Origin of the sequence: Sphingomonas sp. 22R3R2A-7, assembly GCF_036856055.1 — a bacterium.
In the GTDB taxonomy this organism is placed as follows: Bacteria; Pseudomonadota; Alphaproteobacteria; order Sphingomonadales; family Sphingomonadaceae; genus Sphingomonas.
This window is the reverse complement of record NZ_JASPFR010000001.1, coordinates 2431774-2447311: the sequence shown is the minus strand read 5'-3', so window position 1 is coordinate 2447311 and position 15538 is coordinate 2431774. Positions and strand designations below refer to the sequence as shown.

Sequence of the window (15538 nt, the reverse complement as noted above, 5' to 3'; positions counted from 1 at the left end):
AGGGTCAGCCACACGCGTTTCACGAAAGCGCCACCGAGAAGATCTCCTCGGGACGCCACACCAGCCCGAGCAGGATCCGCGCACCGACCAGCAAGACCATCACCGCAAGGCCGAGCCGCAGATATTCGGGACGAAACTTGGTCGCGAACCGCGCGCCGATCTGTGCGCCGACGACCGAACCGATCAGCAGCAGCCCGGCAAGGACGATGTCGACGGCCTTGGTCGTGGTCGCGTGGACCATCGTCGCCACCGCGGTGACGAACAGCGTCTGGAACAGCGACGTGCCGACCACCACCGAGGTCGCCATGCCGAGCAGGTAGATCATCGCAGGCACGAGGATGAACCCGCCGCCGATACCGAGCAGGATCGTCAGCACCCCGGTGAAGAAACCGAGCAGCAACGGCGCGAGCGGCGAGATATACAGCCCCGAGGCATAGAAGCGCGTCCGCAGCGGCAGCGCGGCCACGAGCGGATGATGGCGCCGCTTGCGCGGCTTGGCGGGGCGACCGGTCCGGGCGCGCCCGATCGTGCTGATCGATTCGCGCGCCATCATGCCGCCGATCGACCCGAGCATCAGCACATAGACGATCGCGATCACGGTATCGATCTGCCCGCTTTGCTGAAGCAGCCGGAACAGCCATGCGCCGAAGAACGCGCCGAGGATACCGCCCGCGACGAGGACGCCGCCCATCTTCGTATCGACCCCGTTGCGACGGAAATGCGCGAAGACACCCGAAACGCTGGCCCCGGTGACCTGGCTCGCGGACGACGCGGCGGCGACGGTCGGCGGAATGCCGTAGACGATCAGCAGCGGCGTCGTCAGGAAGCCGCCGCCGACGCCGAACATGCCCGAGAGCAACCCGACGCCGCCGCCAAGCAGGATGATGACAAGCGCGTTGACCGACAGGTTCGCGATGGGAAGATACAGGTCCACCGGACGGGTTTATACGCAAAGCGCGCGCAGGGACCACCCGTTGCGCCTGCGGTTCTGCTCAGAAATCGCTGCCGATCGACAGGGCTGGCCCCGAGCCCGGGCGCGCACGGCCGCCGATCCGCGCGCGCCAGTCGAGGGCCACGCGGATCGATCGCCCGCCAAGCGGGACTGCGGCCCCCAGCGTCGGGCCGACATCGAGTCGCTCGGCATCGCGCTGCGCACTGCACCAGACACCCAGGCCGCCGTCGAGCGCGATGCCGCGACGCTGCAGCACCGGGTGCGTGAGGCGTGCCGCCGCATCGGCATACGCCTCGATCCCGGCGCGCGCGATCGCTCCGGCCTGGCCATAGGCTTCGAGACGGACGCCGGGTGCGATCTCGCCCGGCCCATAGCCCGCGATCACCCCGAGCGTCGGGCCGCCACGACCGCCATCGAGCACGAAGCGCTGTTCGGCGACGAACCGGGCGGGCAAGCGCGTGGGTTGCCATTCCAGCCCGACCGCCGCTTCGCGCCCACGCCCCGCGAGCGGTGCGGCGAGGCGCGCGGCGAGCGAGACCTTGCGCGCCTCGCCCAGCGCGTAGGTAATTCGCACACCGGCTTGCGACGCGCCGAGCTGACCGCCCGACAGCGTCCCGGCAGGACCGCCTCTCGCGAGCAGCCATGCGCTCGCAGCGACCCGGCTTCGCCCGGACGAAACGGGCCGCACCGCGGGAAACACGCGCAACATCGGATCCGTTTGCACGGGAGCCGGTCGATTCGCGCTGGATAAGGGCGGGGTCGCGGCGGCGACTGCGGGACGGCGCTCGATCACGACTCGCGGCTGCTCGGGCCGAGACTCCCGGTGCAGACCAGCGACGCGCAGAATCGAGACCGCAGACGTGCGGCGCGCCGGCTGTCCGGCCGGTCCGTCATCGCGCGCCGATCGCGGCACCGCGCTGGCGGGCTGCGGGGCGAAAAGGCGGACGATGGCGGGGCCGGGCGCGATGTCGGGCAGCAGGATCGCAGCGCGTATCCCCGCCCATGTTCCGAGTGCGACGACGAGGAACCGGAACGGGCGTCCGCCCTTCATGCGCGGGCAAGCGACCCGGGATCGGGGAACTCATGCCGCGTCTTGTCCCATATCGGAGGCGCGCCGCGAAGGATGGCAACGTACCGGATCAGCGCGCGCGGCGCGGCGATCAGCCCGATATAATTGCCCACGACGAAGCGGGGTATCGACCAGTACGCCTCGCGCAGACCATAGCCGCGCGCGGTGAAGAACATCCGTCCGCCCAGCCGCCAGACGAGCAACGCGGTGTTGACGATCAGCAGCCATGAGGCGGGCGTCTGGATTGCGCTGCGCGCCTCGGGCATTTGCCAGTGCAGCAGCAGTGCAAGCCCCCAGGCCAGCAGCGCAAAATACGCCGTCGCGAGCACCAGTATGCCGAAGGGCGCACGCCGGTCGCGCATCCGCATCCAGTGATCGGTAAAGGCCAGCGGCCGCGCCCAGCCCGTGCGGTCCCATCCCGCCAGCGCGATCCCCGTCATCCAGCGCGCCTTCTGCCGCATCGCCGTGTCGAGCGTCGACGGGAAGAATGCACGGACGGTGATCTGACCGCCGATCCCGTCGCTGGTCCCGTCGCCGATCCACGCAAGACGACCGCGACCGCCAAGCTCGGCGATCTCGCAGCCCGAGTTCATAGTCTTCGGTCAGGCTGGTGGCGTCGAACGGATCGCCGCCGCGCGCATGCGCCACGGTTTCGAGCACCGCGGTCGAGATCGCGCACCCGGTCCCCGCGAGCGGCATCGCCGCCCCGACCGCGGTGCGGACGACGAGCTGCTTCATGTGCGCCTCTGCAAATTCGTCCGCATAATGCCCCGAGACGAGCCGCGCGCCCCGTTTGACGAGCGGCAGGATCGGCAGTTGCACGACGGCGTACCGATCGATCAGCGAATCGAACACGCGCAGTTCGAGCGGATGCACGACGTCCTCTGCATCGTGCAGCACGATCGCCTTGGTCCGCCGCCCCGCCTCGGCATCGCTGCGGCGCAACGCGTGCCAGAGCGTGTTGAGGCAATCCGCCTTGGTCGTCGGCCCGTCATGGTCACCGATCACCACCGTGATCCGCGGATCGCACGCCGCCGCAGCAGCAGCCGCATCGATCGTCGCGCGGTCATTCGGATAGGCACCGACATAGATCCGGTAATCTTCGTGCTCGAATCGCGCGACCGCGGTCGCGAGCATCGCCCCGATGACCGCCACCTCGTCCCACGCGGGCACGAATATCGCGAGCGGCGCGCGCACCAAGGGTGCGGGAAGATCGCGCAGACACGGACGGACGGTCCGACGACACCATATCGATCGACCGATGAAGACAAGATCGACCAGCAGATCGTCTAGTCCACCAATGAGAAGACCGACTCCCGCAAACAGGAACGCCTCCCGCGCGATGATATCGACAATCCATAGGTGTTCGACCATGGCATTCCCCCGGCCGGTACCTATCGCAATTTACCGCCAGCTCGGATTTATGTTGGTCCGAATTGGATGATTGGACGAATATTACTTGGTGATCCGCATAAAATCACAAGATCGGGCCGACATTCGCCCGGTCAGAGACTGACGCCTGGTCACGCGACGAAGCCGCCAATCCCGCGTCCGGGGTCGGCCGGTCAGGACTCTCCCAACAGCGCTGGACCCGACCGAGGAAGCGCGTCATCGTATCGCCATGAACGATGACCCGGGTCCGGCCAAACCGATGATCCACCGCGCGCGCACGGTCGCGTCGGGGTTCGCCGACGTCGGTCTGTCGCATGCCGAGGAGCTGCTTCGCCGCCTGTCGCCCGAGGGCCGCGAGCAGGCGCGGCGCGAGCGCGAGGCGAAGGCGCGACGACAGCGACGCGTGCTGATCCGCCTGGCCATCGCGGCGATCGCTTCGCTACTTGCCTGGGCCGCGCTCGCCGCGATCGCAGCGCCCGGCGTCGCGCTTGCCGTCGTGTCGGCGTTGATGCTGTTCCTGACGCTCGTGATCATCCGGCGCGCGCCGCCCCGTGCGCCAGGTCGCGAAGCGCTCGTCGAGGCGCCGCTGTCCACCCTGTGCGAGGAAGCCGTGATCTGGGTCGCGGCGCAACGTCGCGGTTTGCCCTTGCCGGCGCTCCGGATCACCGAGAGCATGGGCCAACGGCTCGACGCCCTGACACCGCACCTCGCGCGGCTCGATCCGCGCAGCCCGGCCGCGGCGTCGGTCCGCAAACTGATCGCGGTCGAGCTTCCCGACCTTGTCGACGGCTGGCGCAATATCCCCGTCTCAGCGCGGCGCGTCTCGCATGCGGATGGGCGGACGCCCGAGGACCATCTGGTCAACGGGCTCCGGCTGCTCGATACCGAACTCGCGCGGGCCGGCGAGCAGCTCGGCCGTGCGCCGCTCGACGAGATCGCGGTACAGGGCCGGTATCTCGAACTCAAGTACAGCGCGGGCGACCGGCTCCCGTGACGGAATCAATCCCCGCACGGTCCGGATAGCCGCACGACTGGGGCGCTTTCGCGCGCGCGAGGTTGCCATTTCGTTCCGTCTCGCGCAGGGTCGGGTGCGTGCTTCCCTACCCTGCCCTTCACGCCAGCCACGGCGGCATCTGGATCGCGCAAGGCGGCGAGACGCGCGGGATCGGACGCGGCGAAGCGATCCGGATTGCAGCCGACACGCCCGTCATCATGCTCAATGCCGCGCTGATCGGGCAGCGGCTGGGCTATGCCGATTTGTCGGGGCTCGACCTGCTCGAGCTCTACGCGTTCCTCCGGCCGGCGCAGTTCGCGGTGCCGACGCCCAAGGGGATCGCGCGCGTCACCGGGCTCGACGTGCCGACCGACGATGCCGCGGTCGCACCGTTCCTGTTGCGCGCGGCGGAGGCGATGCTCGCGCTGACCGACAGTGCGACATGGCCCGAGCGCGAGGGGGCGTGGACCGCCGCGCAATCGCTCTATCGCCTGCGCTGGCCGTGGGCGCCGGTGGTGTCCGAGCGGCTTGCCAAACCCGCGACGAACGAGCGCTGGCTGTTCTCGAAACTGCCCGAGTGGGAGGAAAAGGCGCCGCGCCCGGCACCGCGGACGGTCGCGATCGAACCGGGCGACGCCGAGGAGCGGCTCGCGGACCTGACCGGGCACGGCGCGGAGGAACGGCCGGGACAGCGCGCCTATGCTGCCGCAGCGACGGCGGCGTTCGCGCCGCGGGCGATGCGCGATTCGCCCAATCTGGTGCTCGCGGAGGCGGGGACCGGGATCGGCAAGACGCTCGGCTATCTCGCGCCCGCCTCGATCTGGGCGGAAAAGGCGGGCGGTGCGGTCTGGATCTCGACCTATACCAAGGCGCTGCAACGTCAGCTTGGCCGCGAGACCGAACGGCTGTTTCCCGATCCGGCGATCCGCCGGACCAAGGTGGTCACGCGCAAGGGACGCGAGAATTATCTGTGCCTGCTCAACCTCGAGGATGCGTTGCAGGGCGGGTTCGCGGGGCGGGCCGCGGTGCTCGCGCAGCTTGTCGCACGCTGGGCCGCCTATAGCGCGGATGGCGACATGGTCGGCGGCGACCTGCCCGGCTGGCTGCCGACGCTGTTCCGCCGCAACGGGTCGACCGCGCTCACCGACCGACGCGGCGAGTGCGTCTATGCCGGCTGTCCGCATTACCGCAAATGCTTCATCGAGCGCGCCGCGCGTGCCTCCACCGACGCCGACATCGTCATCGCCAACCATGCGCTGGTGATGGTCAACGCCGCGCGTGGACGCGAGTTGGCGACGCGACCGACGCGCTATGTCTTCGACGAGGGGCATCACATCTTCGACGCCGCCGATTCGATGTTCGCGACCGCGCTGACGGGGGGCGAGACGATCGAGCTCCGGCGGTGGATCATCGGCCCCGAAGCGAACAGCCGCGGACGCCGGCGCGGACTCGCGGCACGGCTGTCCGATCTGGCAAGCTATGACGAGGCGGGCAATCGCGCGATCGGCGAGGCGGTGGCCGCCGCCGGCGCGCTGGCGAGCGAGGGCTGGCTGCAGCGGATCGGCGAGGGTGCGCCGTTCGGGCCGATCGAGGCGCTGCTCGCCGCGGTGCGCGGGCTGACCTATGCGCGCGCCGAACAGCCCGGCGATGCGGGCTATGGGCTGGAGACCGAGCTGGCCGAGCCCGATCCGACGCTCATCGACGCCGCCGCACCCGCTGCGGCCGCGCTCGACGCGCTGGTGCGCCCGCTGGTCACGCTCGGCCGCCGTCTCGAGGCGGTGCTGAGCGAAGCGCCCGACTGGCTCGACGGCCCGGCGCGCGCGCGCGTCGAAGGCGCGATCGCATCGATCGGCTGGCGCGCCGAGACGGTCGCGGCGTGGCTTTCGCTGCTCGCGCGCGTCGGCGGGCCCGCGGATGCCGATTTCGTCGACTGGCTCGCGGTCGACCGCGTCGAAGGCCGCGAGTTCGACATCGGGCTGCATCGCCGCTGGCTCGACCCGACGCGGCCATTTGCCGAGGTCGTGCTCAAACCCGCCCACGGCGCGCTGGTGACGTCGGCGACGCTTACCGGCGGCGGTACGGCCGAGGAAGGGTGGCAGGTCGCCGAGTCGCGGAGCGGCGCGCCGCACCTGCTGCGCCCCGCGGCCCGGTTCGAGGCGGTCAGCCCGTTCGACTATGCGGCGCAGGCCGAGGTGCTGATCGTCACCGACGTCAAGCGCGGCGACGTCGGCGCGCTGGCGAATGCCTATGCGCGGTTGATCGTCGCCTCGCGTGGCGGGACGCTCGGGCTGTTCACCGCGATCCGGCGGTTGCGCGGCGTGCATGGGCGGATCGCCGACCGGCTGGCGCGCGAGGGGCTGCCGCTGCTTGCGCAGCATGTCGATCCGATCGACACCGGCACGCTGGTCGATATCTTTCGCGACGATCCGGGCGCGTCGCTGCTCGGCACCGATGCGCTGCGCGACGGGGTCGATGTGCCGGGCGAGTCGCTGCGGCTGGTGGTGATGGAGGGCGTACCCTGGCCGAAGCCGACCGTGCTGCACGCCGCGCGACGACTGGCGGGGGGCGGCGCGGTGTATGACGACCGGCTGATCCGTTCGCGGCTGGCGCAGGCGTTCGGACGACTGATCCGGCGCGCAGACGATTCGGGCGCGTTCGTGATGCTGTCCGCGGCGATGCCGTCGCGGCTGCTGACCGCGTTCCCGCCGGGCGTTCCGGTGACACGCGTCACGCTCGACGAAGCGGTGACCCGAGTCGCGGCACGGCTTTCCTCGCGGCCTGCGTTGAGGCATGAGGCGGGCGAACCGGCCCGAGGACCCCTGCCATGACGCCCGAGCCATGAAGACGCTGACGCTGCTGCGCCACGCCAAGTCGGGATGGGACGATCCGGTTTCGCGCGACTTCGACCGCCCGCTCAATGCCAAGGGCAAGCGCGCCGCCGCGATGATCGGACGGCACATGCGCACGCTTGGCCTTGCGTTCGACCATGTCGTCGCATCGCCTGCGGTGCGCGTGGTCGAAACGCTCGACGAGATCGTCACGGGCTATGGCCAGACTCTGGCCCCGGAATGGGACCGGCGCCTGTACCTCGCGTCGGCGGGCACCATTCTCGACGTCGTTCGCGACCTGCCCCGCGAGATCGACCGCGTCCTGATCGTCGGGCACAACCCGGGGCTCGAGGATCTGGTGCTGATGATGGTGCCCGACGTCACCCACCCCTTGCGCGATGCGGTCGAGGCCAAATATCCGACCGCGAGCCTTGCCGAGATGACGATCGAGATCGACGACTGGGAAGATCTCGTGAGCGGATCGGCCCGGTTCACGCGCTTCATACGCCCGCGGGATCTGGATCCGACGCTGGGGCCCGACGCGGACTGACCCAATGCGGGCCGGCCCTACGCGAACTGGGACGCCGCGCCGCAGATGTCAGCCCCGGCCTTCCAGCTTGGCCTTCAGACCCGAGAACGCGTTGACCGGCTGATATTCGTCTTCGCTGATCACCCCGGCGGCGCGCAGCGCGGCGGCGGCGTTGGGACCGCGCGGAAACGGATCGAGCGCGAGCGCGAGCGTCTCCGCTGCGGCTTCGCCCAGATCGATCGCGCCGCCGTCGATCGGTACGGTATCGAGCGCATCGTCCGACAGTTCGATTTCTCCCTCCGCGGCGCCGAAATCGGCGACGAAGCGGAGCGCGACGGGCTCGTCGAGCGTCGCGGTGAGCGGCTCGTCGGTGACCGAGCAGGCCTGGATCACGCTGGCCGTGACGTTCCCCTTCGCGACGAAGCCGCCGGCCTCGCGCCGTATCGTGAAGCGCGCCTCGAGCGATTCGACCGAGACGACGTCGAACCGGGCCGCAAGCTTGCCGCGCTCCTCCGCGCTCGCCGCGATCTCGACCGTGCGATCGCGTTCGCCGATCGTGTCGAGACGTTCCGGGCGGCTGAATTCGGGGATCATGGCAGCTCTCCCGCCAGAAGGGTCGAAACGGGTACGCCGGCAAGCGCACCATGCAGCGCGCTCAGCGAATCGCGGACATGCGCCAAGGCCGCGGGCGCAGGCGGATCGCCGCGATAGAGGTTTCGCACGAGCGCAGGACCGAGGTCGCCCGTCGCCAGCCCCTCGCGATACGCGCCGAGCCGGCCGCCGAGCATGCTCATCATCTTGCCGATATGCTTGCCGACGATGATGTCGCCGATCCCGAGCTCGCGCAGTTGCCCGTCCATGTCATCGACGAAGCGTTCCGCGAGCCGCGCGGCGGGGTCACCACCCGACGGCTCGGATTCCATCCGCAGCATGACGAACGACAGCACCGCGGCGATCATGTCGAAGCGGCCATCGACGGTGTCGGGGACCTGCCCCTCGGCATACCAGTGTTCCTCGCGCGCGCGGAGCACGACCGCGTTGTACAACGGCAACGCCGCGTCCTGTCGCTCGCCCAATAGTCTGCCGAACCACCCCAATCCGTGTCGCCTTCTCATCGCCAATGCACTGCGGCTTGTTTGCCCGCGCAACCTCGCATATCGAGGCGAACCGCGGCCGATGCAATCGTGCTGCCGCCAGTAACGTGTGACCCCGCCCCGGGAGAGTATATGAGCGTCCTTTCATTTCGCCTGACACGCCGCACGGCCAGCGTCGCGGCGCTCGCGCTCGCCGGCCTGACGAGCGCGGGTTGCACCCAGCTTCGCTCGCACCAGGGCTATGTGGTCGACGTCGACCTCGTCAACTCGGTCCAGCCCGGCGTCGACAACCGCCAGTCGGTGCTCCAGACGCTCGGCAAGCCGACGCTTGCGGGCCAGTTCGACCAGGGCGACTGGTATTATCTGGCGCGCGACAGCCGCAATCTCGCCTTCCGCAACCCGCGCCCGAACGCGCAGATCACGTTGCAGATCAGCTTCGACCAGCAGGGTACCGTCTCCGCGATCCGTCGCGGCGGGCTCGACCAGGTCGCCTCGATCAACCCCGATGGCAAGACGACGCCGACGCTGGGTCGCCAGCGCGGCTTCTTCCAGGATCTGTTTGGCAATATCGGCTCGGTCGGCGCACCGGGGACGGGCGGCGGCGGTGGCGCCAATACGGGGACGGGCCGCACGCGGCCGTAAGGGCGCAACCGCGTCGCGGACTTTGCAGACCTGCGCCTTCGCGCTAGGGCGCGGCGATGACCGACGAGCTCCGCACCGCCGCCCTGGAATCCAAAGCCTGGCCGTATGAGGAGGCGCGCAAACTCCTCAAGCGCTATCCGCAGGGCAAGCAGGGCGCGCCGATCCTGTTCGAGACCGGCTATGGCCCGTCGGGGCTGCCGCATATCGGCACGTTCAACGAGGTGCTGCGCACGACGATGGTGCGCAACGCCTTCCACGCGCTGAGCGATACACCGACGCGGCTGATCGCGTTCTCGGACGACATGGACGGTCTGCGCAAGGTGCCGGACAACGTCCCCAATGGCGACATGCTGCGCGAACATCTCGGCAAGCCGCTGACGCAGATCCCCGATCCGTTCGGGACGCATTCGAGCTTTGCCGCGCACAACAACGCCATTTTGCGCGAATTTCTCGACCGCTACGGCTTCGATTACGAGTTCGCGTCGTCGACCGACTATTACACGAGCGGGCGTTTCGACGAGGCGCTGAAGGGCGTGCTGCGGCATTTCCAGGGCATCCAGGACGTGATGCTGCCGACGCTGCGCGCCGAGCGCCGCGCGACCTATTCGCCCGTCCTGCCGATCTCGCCGACCAGCGGCATCGTCCTGCAGGTGCCGATCGAGGTGATCGACGCCGAGGCCGGGCTGATCGCGTTCGAGGATGAGGGGCAGCGGATCGAGCAGTCGGTGCTCGGCGGCAAGGCGAAACTCCAGTGGAAGGTCGACTGGGCGATGCGCTGGGTCGCGCTCGGCGTCGATTACGAGATGGCGGGCAAGGACCTGATCGATTCGGTGACGCAGTCGTCGAAGATCGCGCGCGTGCTTGGCGGCCGCCCGCCCGAGGGCTTCAACTACGAGATGTTCCTCGACGAGAATGGCGAGAAGATCTCGAAGTCCAAAGGCAATGGCCTCAGCCTCGACCAGTGGCTGACCTATGGCCCGCAGGAATCGCTCGCCTTCTACGCGTATCGAGAGCCCAAGAAGGCGAAGTCGCTGCACATGGGCGTGATCCCGCGCGCGGTGGACGAATATTGGCAGTTCCGCGGCAATTATGCAGCCCAGGACCTGAAGCAGAAGCTCGGCAACCCCGTGCATCACATTCATGACGGCAAGCTGCCCGAGGGCGAGCTGCCGGTGACGTTCGGGCTGCTGCTCAACCTCGTCGGGGTGATGGGCGAGGCGAGCAAGGCGCAGGTCTGGGGGTATCTCGCGAACTATGTCCCCGATGCGTCGGCGGAGAGCTATCCCGAGCTCGACAAGCTGATCGATCATGCGCTGGCGTACGGCCGCGATTTCGTTGCGCCGACGCTCAAGCGGCGTGCACCTGTGGAGCATGAGGTTGCGGCGCTGGAGCGGCTCGACGCCGAACTCGCCGCGCTGCCGACCGAGGCGAGCGCGGAGGACATCCAGAACATCGTCTACGAGATCGGCAAGACCGGCGGGTTCGAAAACCTGCGCGACTGGTTCAAGGCGCTGTACGAGACGTTGCTCGGGTCCGAACAGGGGCCGCGGATGGGCAGCTTCATCGCGCTGTACGGGATCGACAATTCGCGCAAGCTGATCGCGGAGGCGCTCGCCCGCCCCGCTGCCTGAAACCGCTCACAAGGTTATACCCCGATGCGCATGTTCTTCGACGACCGGCAGCGCGCGCATGCGCCGACGCAGGAGCTGCACAATGGCGGCTTCACGACCTATGCGGAGATGCCCGCGCGCGTCGATGCGATCCTGGCCGCGCTAGGTCCGGTCGAGACGCCGGCGGATCGCGGCGAGGCGGCGATCCTCGCGGTGCATTCGCCCGCCTATGTCGCGTTTCTCAAGAACGCGGCGCGGCTGTGGCGCGAGGCCGGGCGGACGGGCGATGCGATCCCCTATGCGTTTCCGATCCGCGGGCGGCGACCGCTCGACCTGACGCGGATCGACGCGCTGATCGGGGCGCACAGCTTCGACGCGACGACGCCGATCACGCCCGACAGCTGGGCGGCCTCCTATGGCAGCGCGCAGTCGGCGCTCGCGGCAACGCAGGCGGTACTGGACGGCGACCGCGCGGCGTTCGCGCTGTGCCGGCCGCCCGGCCATCACGCGGGCGCGGATTATTGCGGCGGCTATTGCCATCTCAACACCGCGGCGATCGCGGCACAGGCTGCGCGCGACGCGGGTGTCGCGCGCGTCGCGATCCTCGACATCGACTATCATCACGGCAACGGCACGCAGGACATCTTCTACGACCGCGGCGATGTGTTCTACGCCTCGGTCCATGCCGATCCCAAGACCGACTATCCCTTCTTCTGGGGGCATGCGGACGAAACGGGCGCAGGCGACGGTCTCGGCACCACGCTCAACCTGCCTTTGCCGCACGGCACGACGATCGACGCGTTTCGCGCACTGCAGACGACTGCGCTCGATGCGATCGCGGCGTTCGATCCCGGGCTGCTCGTCGTCAGCTTCGGCGCGGATACGTGGGAGGGGGATCCGATCTCGCATTTCGCGCTGACCACGCCCGATTATGCGGTGCTGGCGGCCGATATCGCCGCGCGCGGCTGGCCGACTGCGATCGTAATGGAAGGCGGCTATGCGGTCGATGCGCTCGGCGACAATGTCGACAGCTTCCTGCGGGGATTCTGACATTTCAGAAACGGGTATCGCGGCGGGGACGCCGGCCTATCGCGGGCTGACGCTCGCGATGCTGTTCGCGGGGTTCTCGACCTTCTCGCTGCTCTATTCGGTGCAGCCGTTGCTGCCGTCGTTCGCCGCGCAGTTCGCGCTGAGCGCGGAGGCGGCGTCGCTCGCGATCTCGCTGGCGACGGGGCCGCTCGCGATCGGAATCGTGTTTGCAGGGCTGGTGTCCGACCGTCTCGGGCGGCGGCCGCTGATGATTGCGGCGATGTTCGCGGCGGGTGCGCTGACGCTCGCGACCGCGCTGGTGGCCGGGTGGAGCGGGTTGCTCGTGCTGCGCTTCCTCACCGGGGTGGCACTGGCGGGGGTGCCGGCGGTGGCGATGGCCTATGTCGCCGAGGAGGTCGATTCGGCGTCGGTCGGGGGGGCGATGGGGCTGTATATCGCGGGCAGCGCGATCGGCGGGATGGGCGGACGGCTGGTCGCGAGCCTCGTCGCCGATTTCGGCGGGTGGCGGTTCGCGATCGCCGCGGTCGGCGTCGCGGGGCTGGCGATGGCGGAGGCGTTTCGCCGGCTCGCCCCGCCGTCACGCAACTTCCGCCCCAGCGCCGGGCGGCCGGCGGCGCTGGTCCGCGATGCGCGCGCGCTGTTCGCCGACCGGGCGATGCCGCTGCTGTATCTCGAGGCGTTCCTGCTGATGGGGGTGTTCGTCACCATCTATAATTATGCCGGCTTCCGGCTGATGGGGCCGCCCTACGGGCTCAGCCAGTCCGCGGTCGGCGCGGTGTTCCTGCTCTATGTGCTCGGGTCGATCAGCTCGGCCAAGTTCGGGACGCTTGCCGGCCGGCTGGGGCGGCGGACGATCTTCTGGGTGCCGGTGGTCGTGCTGATCGCGGGCGTCGCGCTGACCGCGATGCAGCCGCTGGCGCTCGTGATCGCCGGCATCGCGGTGGTGACGATCGGCTTTTTCGGCGCGCATTCGATCGCGAGCGCGTGGGTCGGGCGACGCGCGCAGGGCGTCGCCGGCGGTGGCGCGCGCGGCCAAGCGGCGGCGTTCTACCTGTTCTTCTATTATATGGGGTCGAGCGTGCTGGGCTCCGCGGGCGGGTTCGCGTGGACGCATGCCGGCTGGCCGGGCGTTACCGGCTTTTGCCTCGTCATCGGCGGTGCGGCGCTGGCGGTCGGTCTGATGCTGCGCGCGGTCCCGCCGCTGATGGTCGAGCCGCCGGCGGCACCGCGGATGCCGGTGCCCTGACCCTCAGCGCGACGCGACGTCGATCGCGTCGCCGGGCGGCAGGGCGGACAGCGACCGCGCGACCGTCGCCGCGGCATCCATGACGCGCAGCATGTTGCCACCGGCGAGCTTCGCCATGTCCGCGTCGCTCCAGCCGCGCCGCGCGAGTTCGGCGAACAGCAAAGGATAGCCGTCGACGCCCGTCATCCCCTGCGGCCCAGTGCCGTTGATGCCGTCATAATCGCCGCCGAGGCCGACATGGTCGCGGCCCGCGACGCGCGCGATATGCTCGACATGATCCGCAACGGTCGCCGCCGTGACGCTGGGTTCGGGATGGTCCCGGTCCCACGCGGCCAGCGGCGCAGGCGAACGCGCAGCATAGACGTTGGCGGGCACGCCTGCGGTCCTGGCGAAGGCGGTCCGGTCCGCATCCCAGGCGCGCCACGCGGTCGAGACGAAGGCGGGATAGAAATTGACCATGACGATCCCGCCGCGCGCACTGATCGCGGCGAGCAGGTCGTCGGGGATGTCGCGTGGCGCATCGGTCAGCGCCCGCGCGCTCGAGTGCGAGGCCATCACCGGCGCCCTTGCGACCGCGAGGACCGCGCGCATCGTCGCATCGGAGACGTGGCTGACGTCGACGATCATGCCGATGCGGTTCATCTCCGCGACGACCGCGCGGCCGAAATCGGTGAGCCCGTTCGCGCGCGGCGCATCGGTCGAGCTGTCCGCCCAGTTCAGGCTCTTGCTATGCGTCAGCGTCATGTAGCCGACGCCGAGCGCGTGATATTGGCGCAGCACGGAGAGGCGCCCGTCGATCTGATGCCCGCCCTCGACGCCGATCAGCGACGCGATCTCGCCCGGCGCGTTCGATCCGACGGATATCGGCCGCGCTGGTTGCCTGCTCGAGCGCTGCGGGATTGGCCGCGACGAAGCGGCGGACGATGTCGATCTGTTCGAGCGTCATCTCGACCGCGCGCGGCCCGGTCGTATCGGCGGGGATCCACACCGACCAGAATTGCGCGCCGACGCGGCCCTTGCGCAGGCGGGGAATGTCGGTCTGGAGCGGGCGCGTGTCCGCAGCGAGATCGAGTGATTCGACCTTTGCGCCGTGCGTGTCGCGGATTTCCCAGGCGAGGTCGTTATGGCCGTCGATCACCGGCGTTTGCCTGAGCACCCGGTCGACGCGCGCGGCTATGCGGGGATCGGGGGCGACCGGCGCCGCGCTTGCCTGCGCGGCGATCAGGAGCAGGGCGGTGATCATGCCGCACCATCGTGCCCGCCGCATCGCACGGCGGCAAGGGATCAGTCGTCGCCTTCGGGGGACCCGAGTTCGTTGACCCATTCCTGATTGTGGACGACGGTCGACCGGACCGGACGGCCCGCCGCATCGAGCCATGGCCGGTAGCGGAAGCGCAATTCGATCAGCCGGCACGTCGTCGCGTCGAGCACGCCATTGCCGCTCGATCGCGTCACCGAACAGCCGGTGACCCGCCCGTTCGTCTCGACCGTATAGCGTACGCCGACGATCCCGCCCGCGCCGATGATCGCCTCCGCATTCGGGAAGTCCTTGTTCCGGAAGCGCCCTTTCAGCAGCCGGGGCGGGCTTTCGTCCCCCCCATCGCCGTCGCCGTTGCCATAGCGGCCGCTGCCGGTCCCATCGCCCTCACCCCCGCGCCGGTGCCCGGCCCCGGAACCGGCGCAGCCCCGGTGGTCGCCTCGCTGCCGACCCCCGGCTTGAGCGCGGCGACGACCGGAGGCGGGATGATCGGGGGGACGATCGGAATGGGCGCGACCAGTTCGGTTGCCTTTGACCGCAGGTTCGCGGGCGATGCCGCGCCTTCGGGGCGATGGCTCCTGGTCGGGCGCGGCAGGACCTTTTCGGGCGGCGGCGGCGGTGGCGGCGGGCCGACCGCGAACGTCTTGAGCGCGTCGGGGATCGCCGACGGGAGGCTGACGCCAAGACCCATGATCAGGGCATAGCCCAGCGCCGCGCACAGGCCGGCGGCACCCGCGGCGGAGAGGATCCGGTCGCGGGGATGGGGTTGGACGCCGTACATGGTTGATATCTGGGGAGGATCGCGGGGAGCGGCAAGCTCGGGCCTGCCGTGGTCATCGCTGTCAGGGTTCTATGGGGGAGGAGGACCGCGGCC

Annotated in this window: 16 protein-coding genes and 1 pseudogene; 7 read left to right on the top strand and 10 right to left on the bottom strand. The window is 69.5% G+C overall.

Annotated elements, in window-relative coordinates; translation table 11 throughout:
* Positions 1 to 19: 19 nt before the first annotated feature.
* From QP165_RS11695 to QP165_RS11680, 4 genes and pseudogenes are all read right to left on the bottom strand, one after another.
* Positions 20 to 934: a sulfite exporter TauE/SafE family protein gene (locus QP165_RS11695; protein ID WP_056018425.1), complete on the bottom strand. Its 915-nt coding sequence runs from the start codon at positions 932 to 934 to the stop codon at positions 20 to 22.
* Between the two features lie 58 nt (positions 935 to 992).
* Positions 993 to 2003, bottom strand: a complete 1011-nt coding sequence (locus QP165_RS11690) for a hypothetical protein (protein WP_333995801.1) — start codon at positions 2001 to 2003, stop codon at positions 993 to 995.
* Positions 2000 to 2614: a hypothetical protein gene (locus QP165_RS11685; protein ID WP_333997079.1), complete on the bottom strand. Its 615-nt coding sequence runs from the start codon at positions 2612 to 2614 to the stop codon at positions 2000 to 2002. Before QP165_RS11685 ends, QP165_RS11690 begins: the two co-directional genes overlap by 4 nt.
* A 31-nt stretch (positions 2615 to 2645) precedes the next feature.
* A pseudogene (locus tag QP165_RS11680) lies at positions 2646 to 3158 on the bottom strand (glycosyltransferase); the annotation flags it as partial.
* Positions 3159 to 3642: 484 nt separating this feature from the next.
* Between QP165_RS11680 and QP165_RS11675 the strand changes: the two are divergent.
* From QP165_RS11675 to QP165_RS11665, 3 genes are all read left to right on the top strand, one after another.
* Positions 3643 to 4407, top strand: coding sequence for a hypothetical protein (locus QP165_RS11675; protein WP_333995800.1), 765 nt, complete (start codon positions 3643 to 3645; stop codon positions 4405 to 4407).
* Positions 4408 to 4505: 98 nt separating this feature from the next.
* Complete coding sequence (locus tag QP165_RS11670; protein WP_056018419.1) at positions 4506 to 7235, top strand: ATP-dependent DNA helicase; 2730 nt, start codon at positions 4506 to 4508, stop codon at positions 7233 to 7235.
* 10 nt (positions 7236 to 7245) lie between these two features.
* Positions 7246 to 7785, top strand: a complete 540-nt coding sequence (locus QP165_RS11665) for a SixA phosphatase family protein (RefSeq protein WP_056018416.1) — start codon at positions 7246 to 7248, stop codon at positions 7783 to 7785.
* Between the two features lie 48 nt (positions 7786 to 7833).
* On the opposite strand, the gene QP165_RS11660 is transcribed toward QP165_RS11665, so the two are convergent.
* Complete coding sequence (locus tag QP165_RS11660) at positions 7834 to 8358, bottom strand: YceD family protein (protein WP_056018413.1); 525 nt, start codon at positions 8356 to 8358, stop codon at positions 7834 to 7836.
* Positions 8355 to 8879 (bottom strand): ubiquinol-cytochrome C chaperone family protein, encoded by a 525-nt coding sequence (locus QP165_RS11655; protein ID WP_333995799.1) that lies wholly within the window; start codon positions 8877 to 8879, stop codon positions 8355 to 8357. Before QP165_RS11655 ends, QP165_RS11660 begins: the two co-directional genes overlap by 4 nt.
* Before the next feature lie 111 nt (positions 8880 to 8990).
* Here QP165_RS11655 and QP165_RS11650 point away from each other — a divergent pair, with 111 nt between their 5' ends.
* The 4 genes from QP165_RS11650 to QP165_RS11635 are packed head-to-tail and all read left to right on the top strand — an operon-like array spanning position 8991 to position 13406.
* Positions 8991 to 9500 (top strand): outer membrane protein assembly factor BamE, encoded by a 510-nt coding sequence (locus QP165_RS11650; protein ID WP_333995798.1) that lies wholly within the window; start codon positions 8991 to 8993, stop codon positions 9498 to 9500.
* 56 nt (positions 9501 to 9556) lie between these two features.
* Positions 9557 to 11131: a lysine--tRNA ligase gene (locus QP165_RS11645; RefSeq protein ID WP_333995797.1), complete on the top strand. Its 1575-nt coding sequence runs from the start codon at positions 9557 to 9559 to the stop codon at positions 11129 to 11131.
* Between the two features lie 24 nt (positions 11132 to 11155).
* Entirely contained in the window at positions 11156 to 12160 is a 1005-nt protein-coding gene (locus QP165_RS11640; protein WP_333995796.1) for a histone deacetylase family protein, read from the top strand.
* On the top strand, positions 12132 to 13406 hold the full coding sequence (locus tag QP165_RS11635; protein WP_333995795.1) for an MFS transporter: 1275 nt from the start codon (positions 12132 to 12134) through the stop codon (positions 13404 to 13406). The genes QP165_RS11640 and QP165_RS11635 overlap by 29 nt, the downstream gene beginning before the upstream one ends.
* Positions 13407 to 13409: 3 nt before the next feature.
* Here QP165_RS11635 and QP165_RS11630 read toward each other — a convergent pair whose 3' ends face one another.
* Genes QP165_RS11630 through QP165_RS11615 form a run of 4 tightly spaced genes read right to left on the bottom strand, consistent with a single transcriptional unit; the run spans position 13410 to position 15445 of the window.
* Positions 13410 to 14204, bottom strand: coding sequence for a dipeptidase (locus QP165_RS11630; RefSeq protein ID WP_333997015.1), 795 nt, complete (start codon positions 14202 to 14204; stop codon positions 13410 to 13412).
* Positions 14134 to 14649, bottom strand: coding sequence for a membrane dipeptidase (locus QP165_RS11625; protein ID WP_333995794.1), 516 nt, complete (start codon positions 14647 to 14649; stop codon positions 14134 to 14136). Before QP165_RS11625 ends, QP165_RS11630 begins: the two co-directional genes overlap by 71 nt.
* A 41-nt stretch (positions 14650 to 14690) precedes the next feature.
* A complete protein-coding gene (locus QP165_RS11620; protein WP_333997014.1) occupies positions 14691 to 14915 on the bottom strand; it encodes an energy transducer TonB in 225 nt (74 codons plus the stop codon).
* A 59-nt stretch (positions 14916 to 14974) separates the two neighbouring features.
* Positions 14975 to 15445, bottom strand: coding sequence for a hypothetical protein (locus tag QP165_RS11615; RefSeq protein ID WP_333997078.1), 471 nt, complete (start codon positions 15443 to 15445; stop codon positions 14975 to 14977).
* Positions 15446 to 15538: the final 93 nt, after the last annotated feature.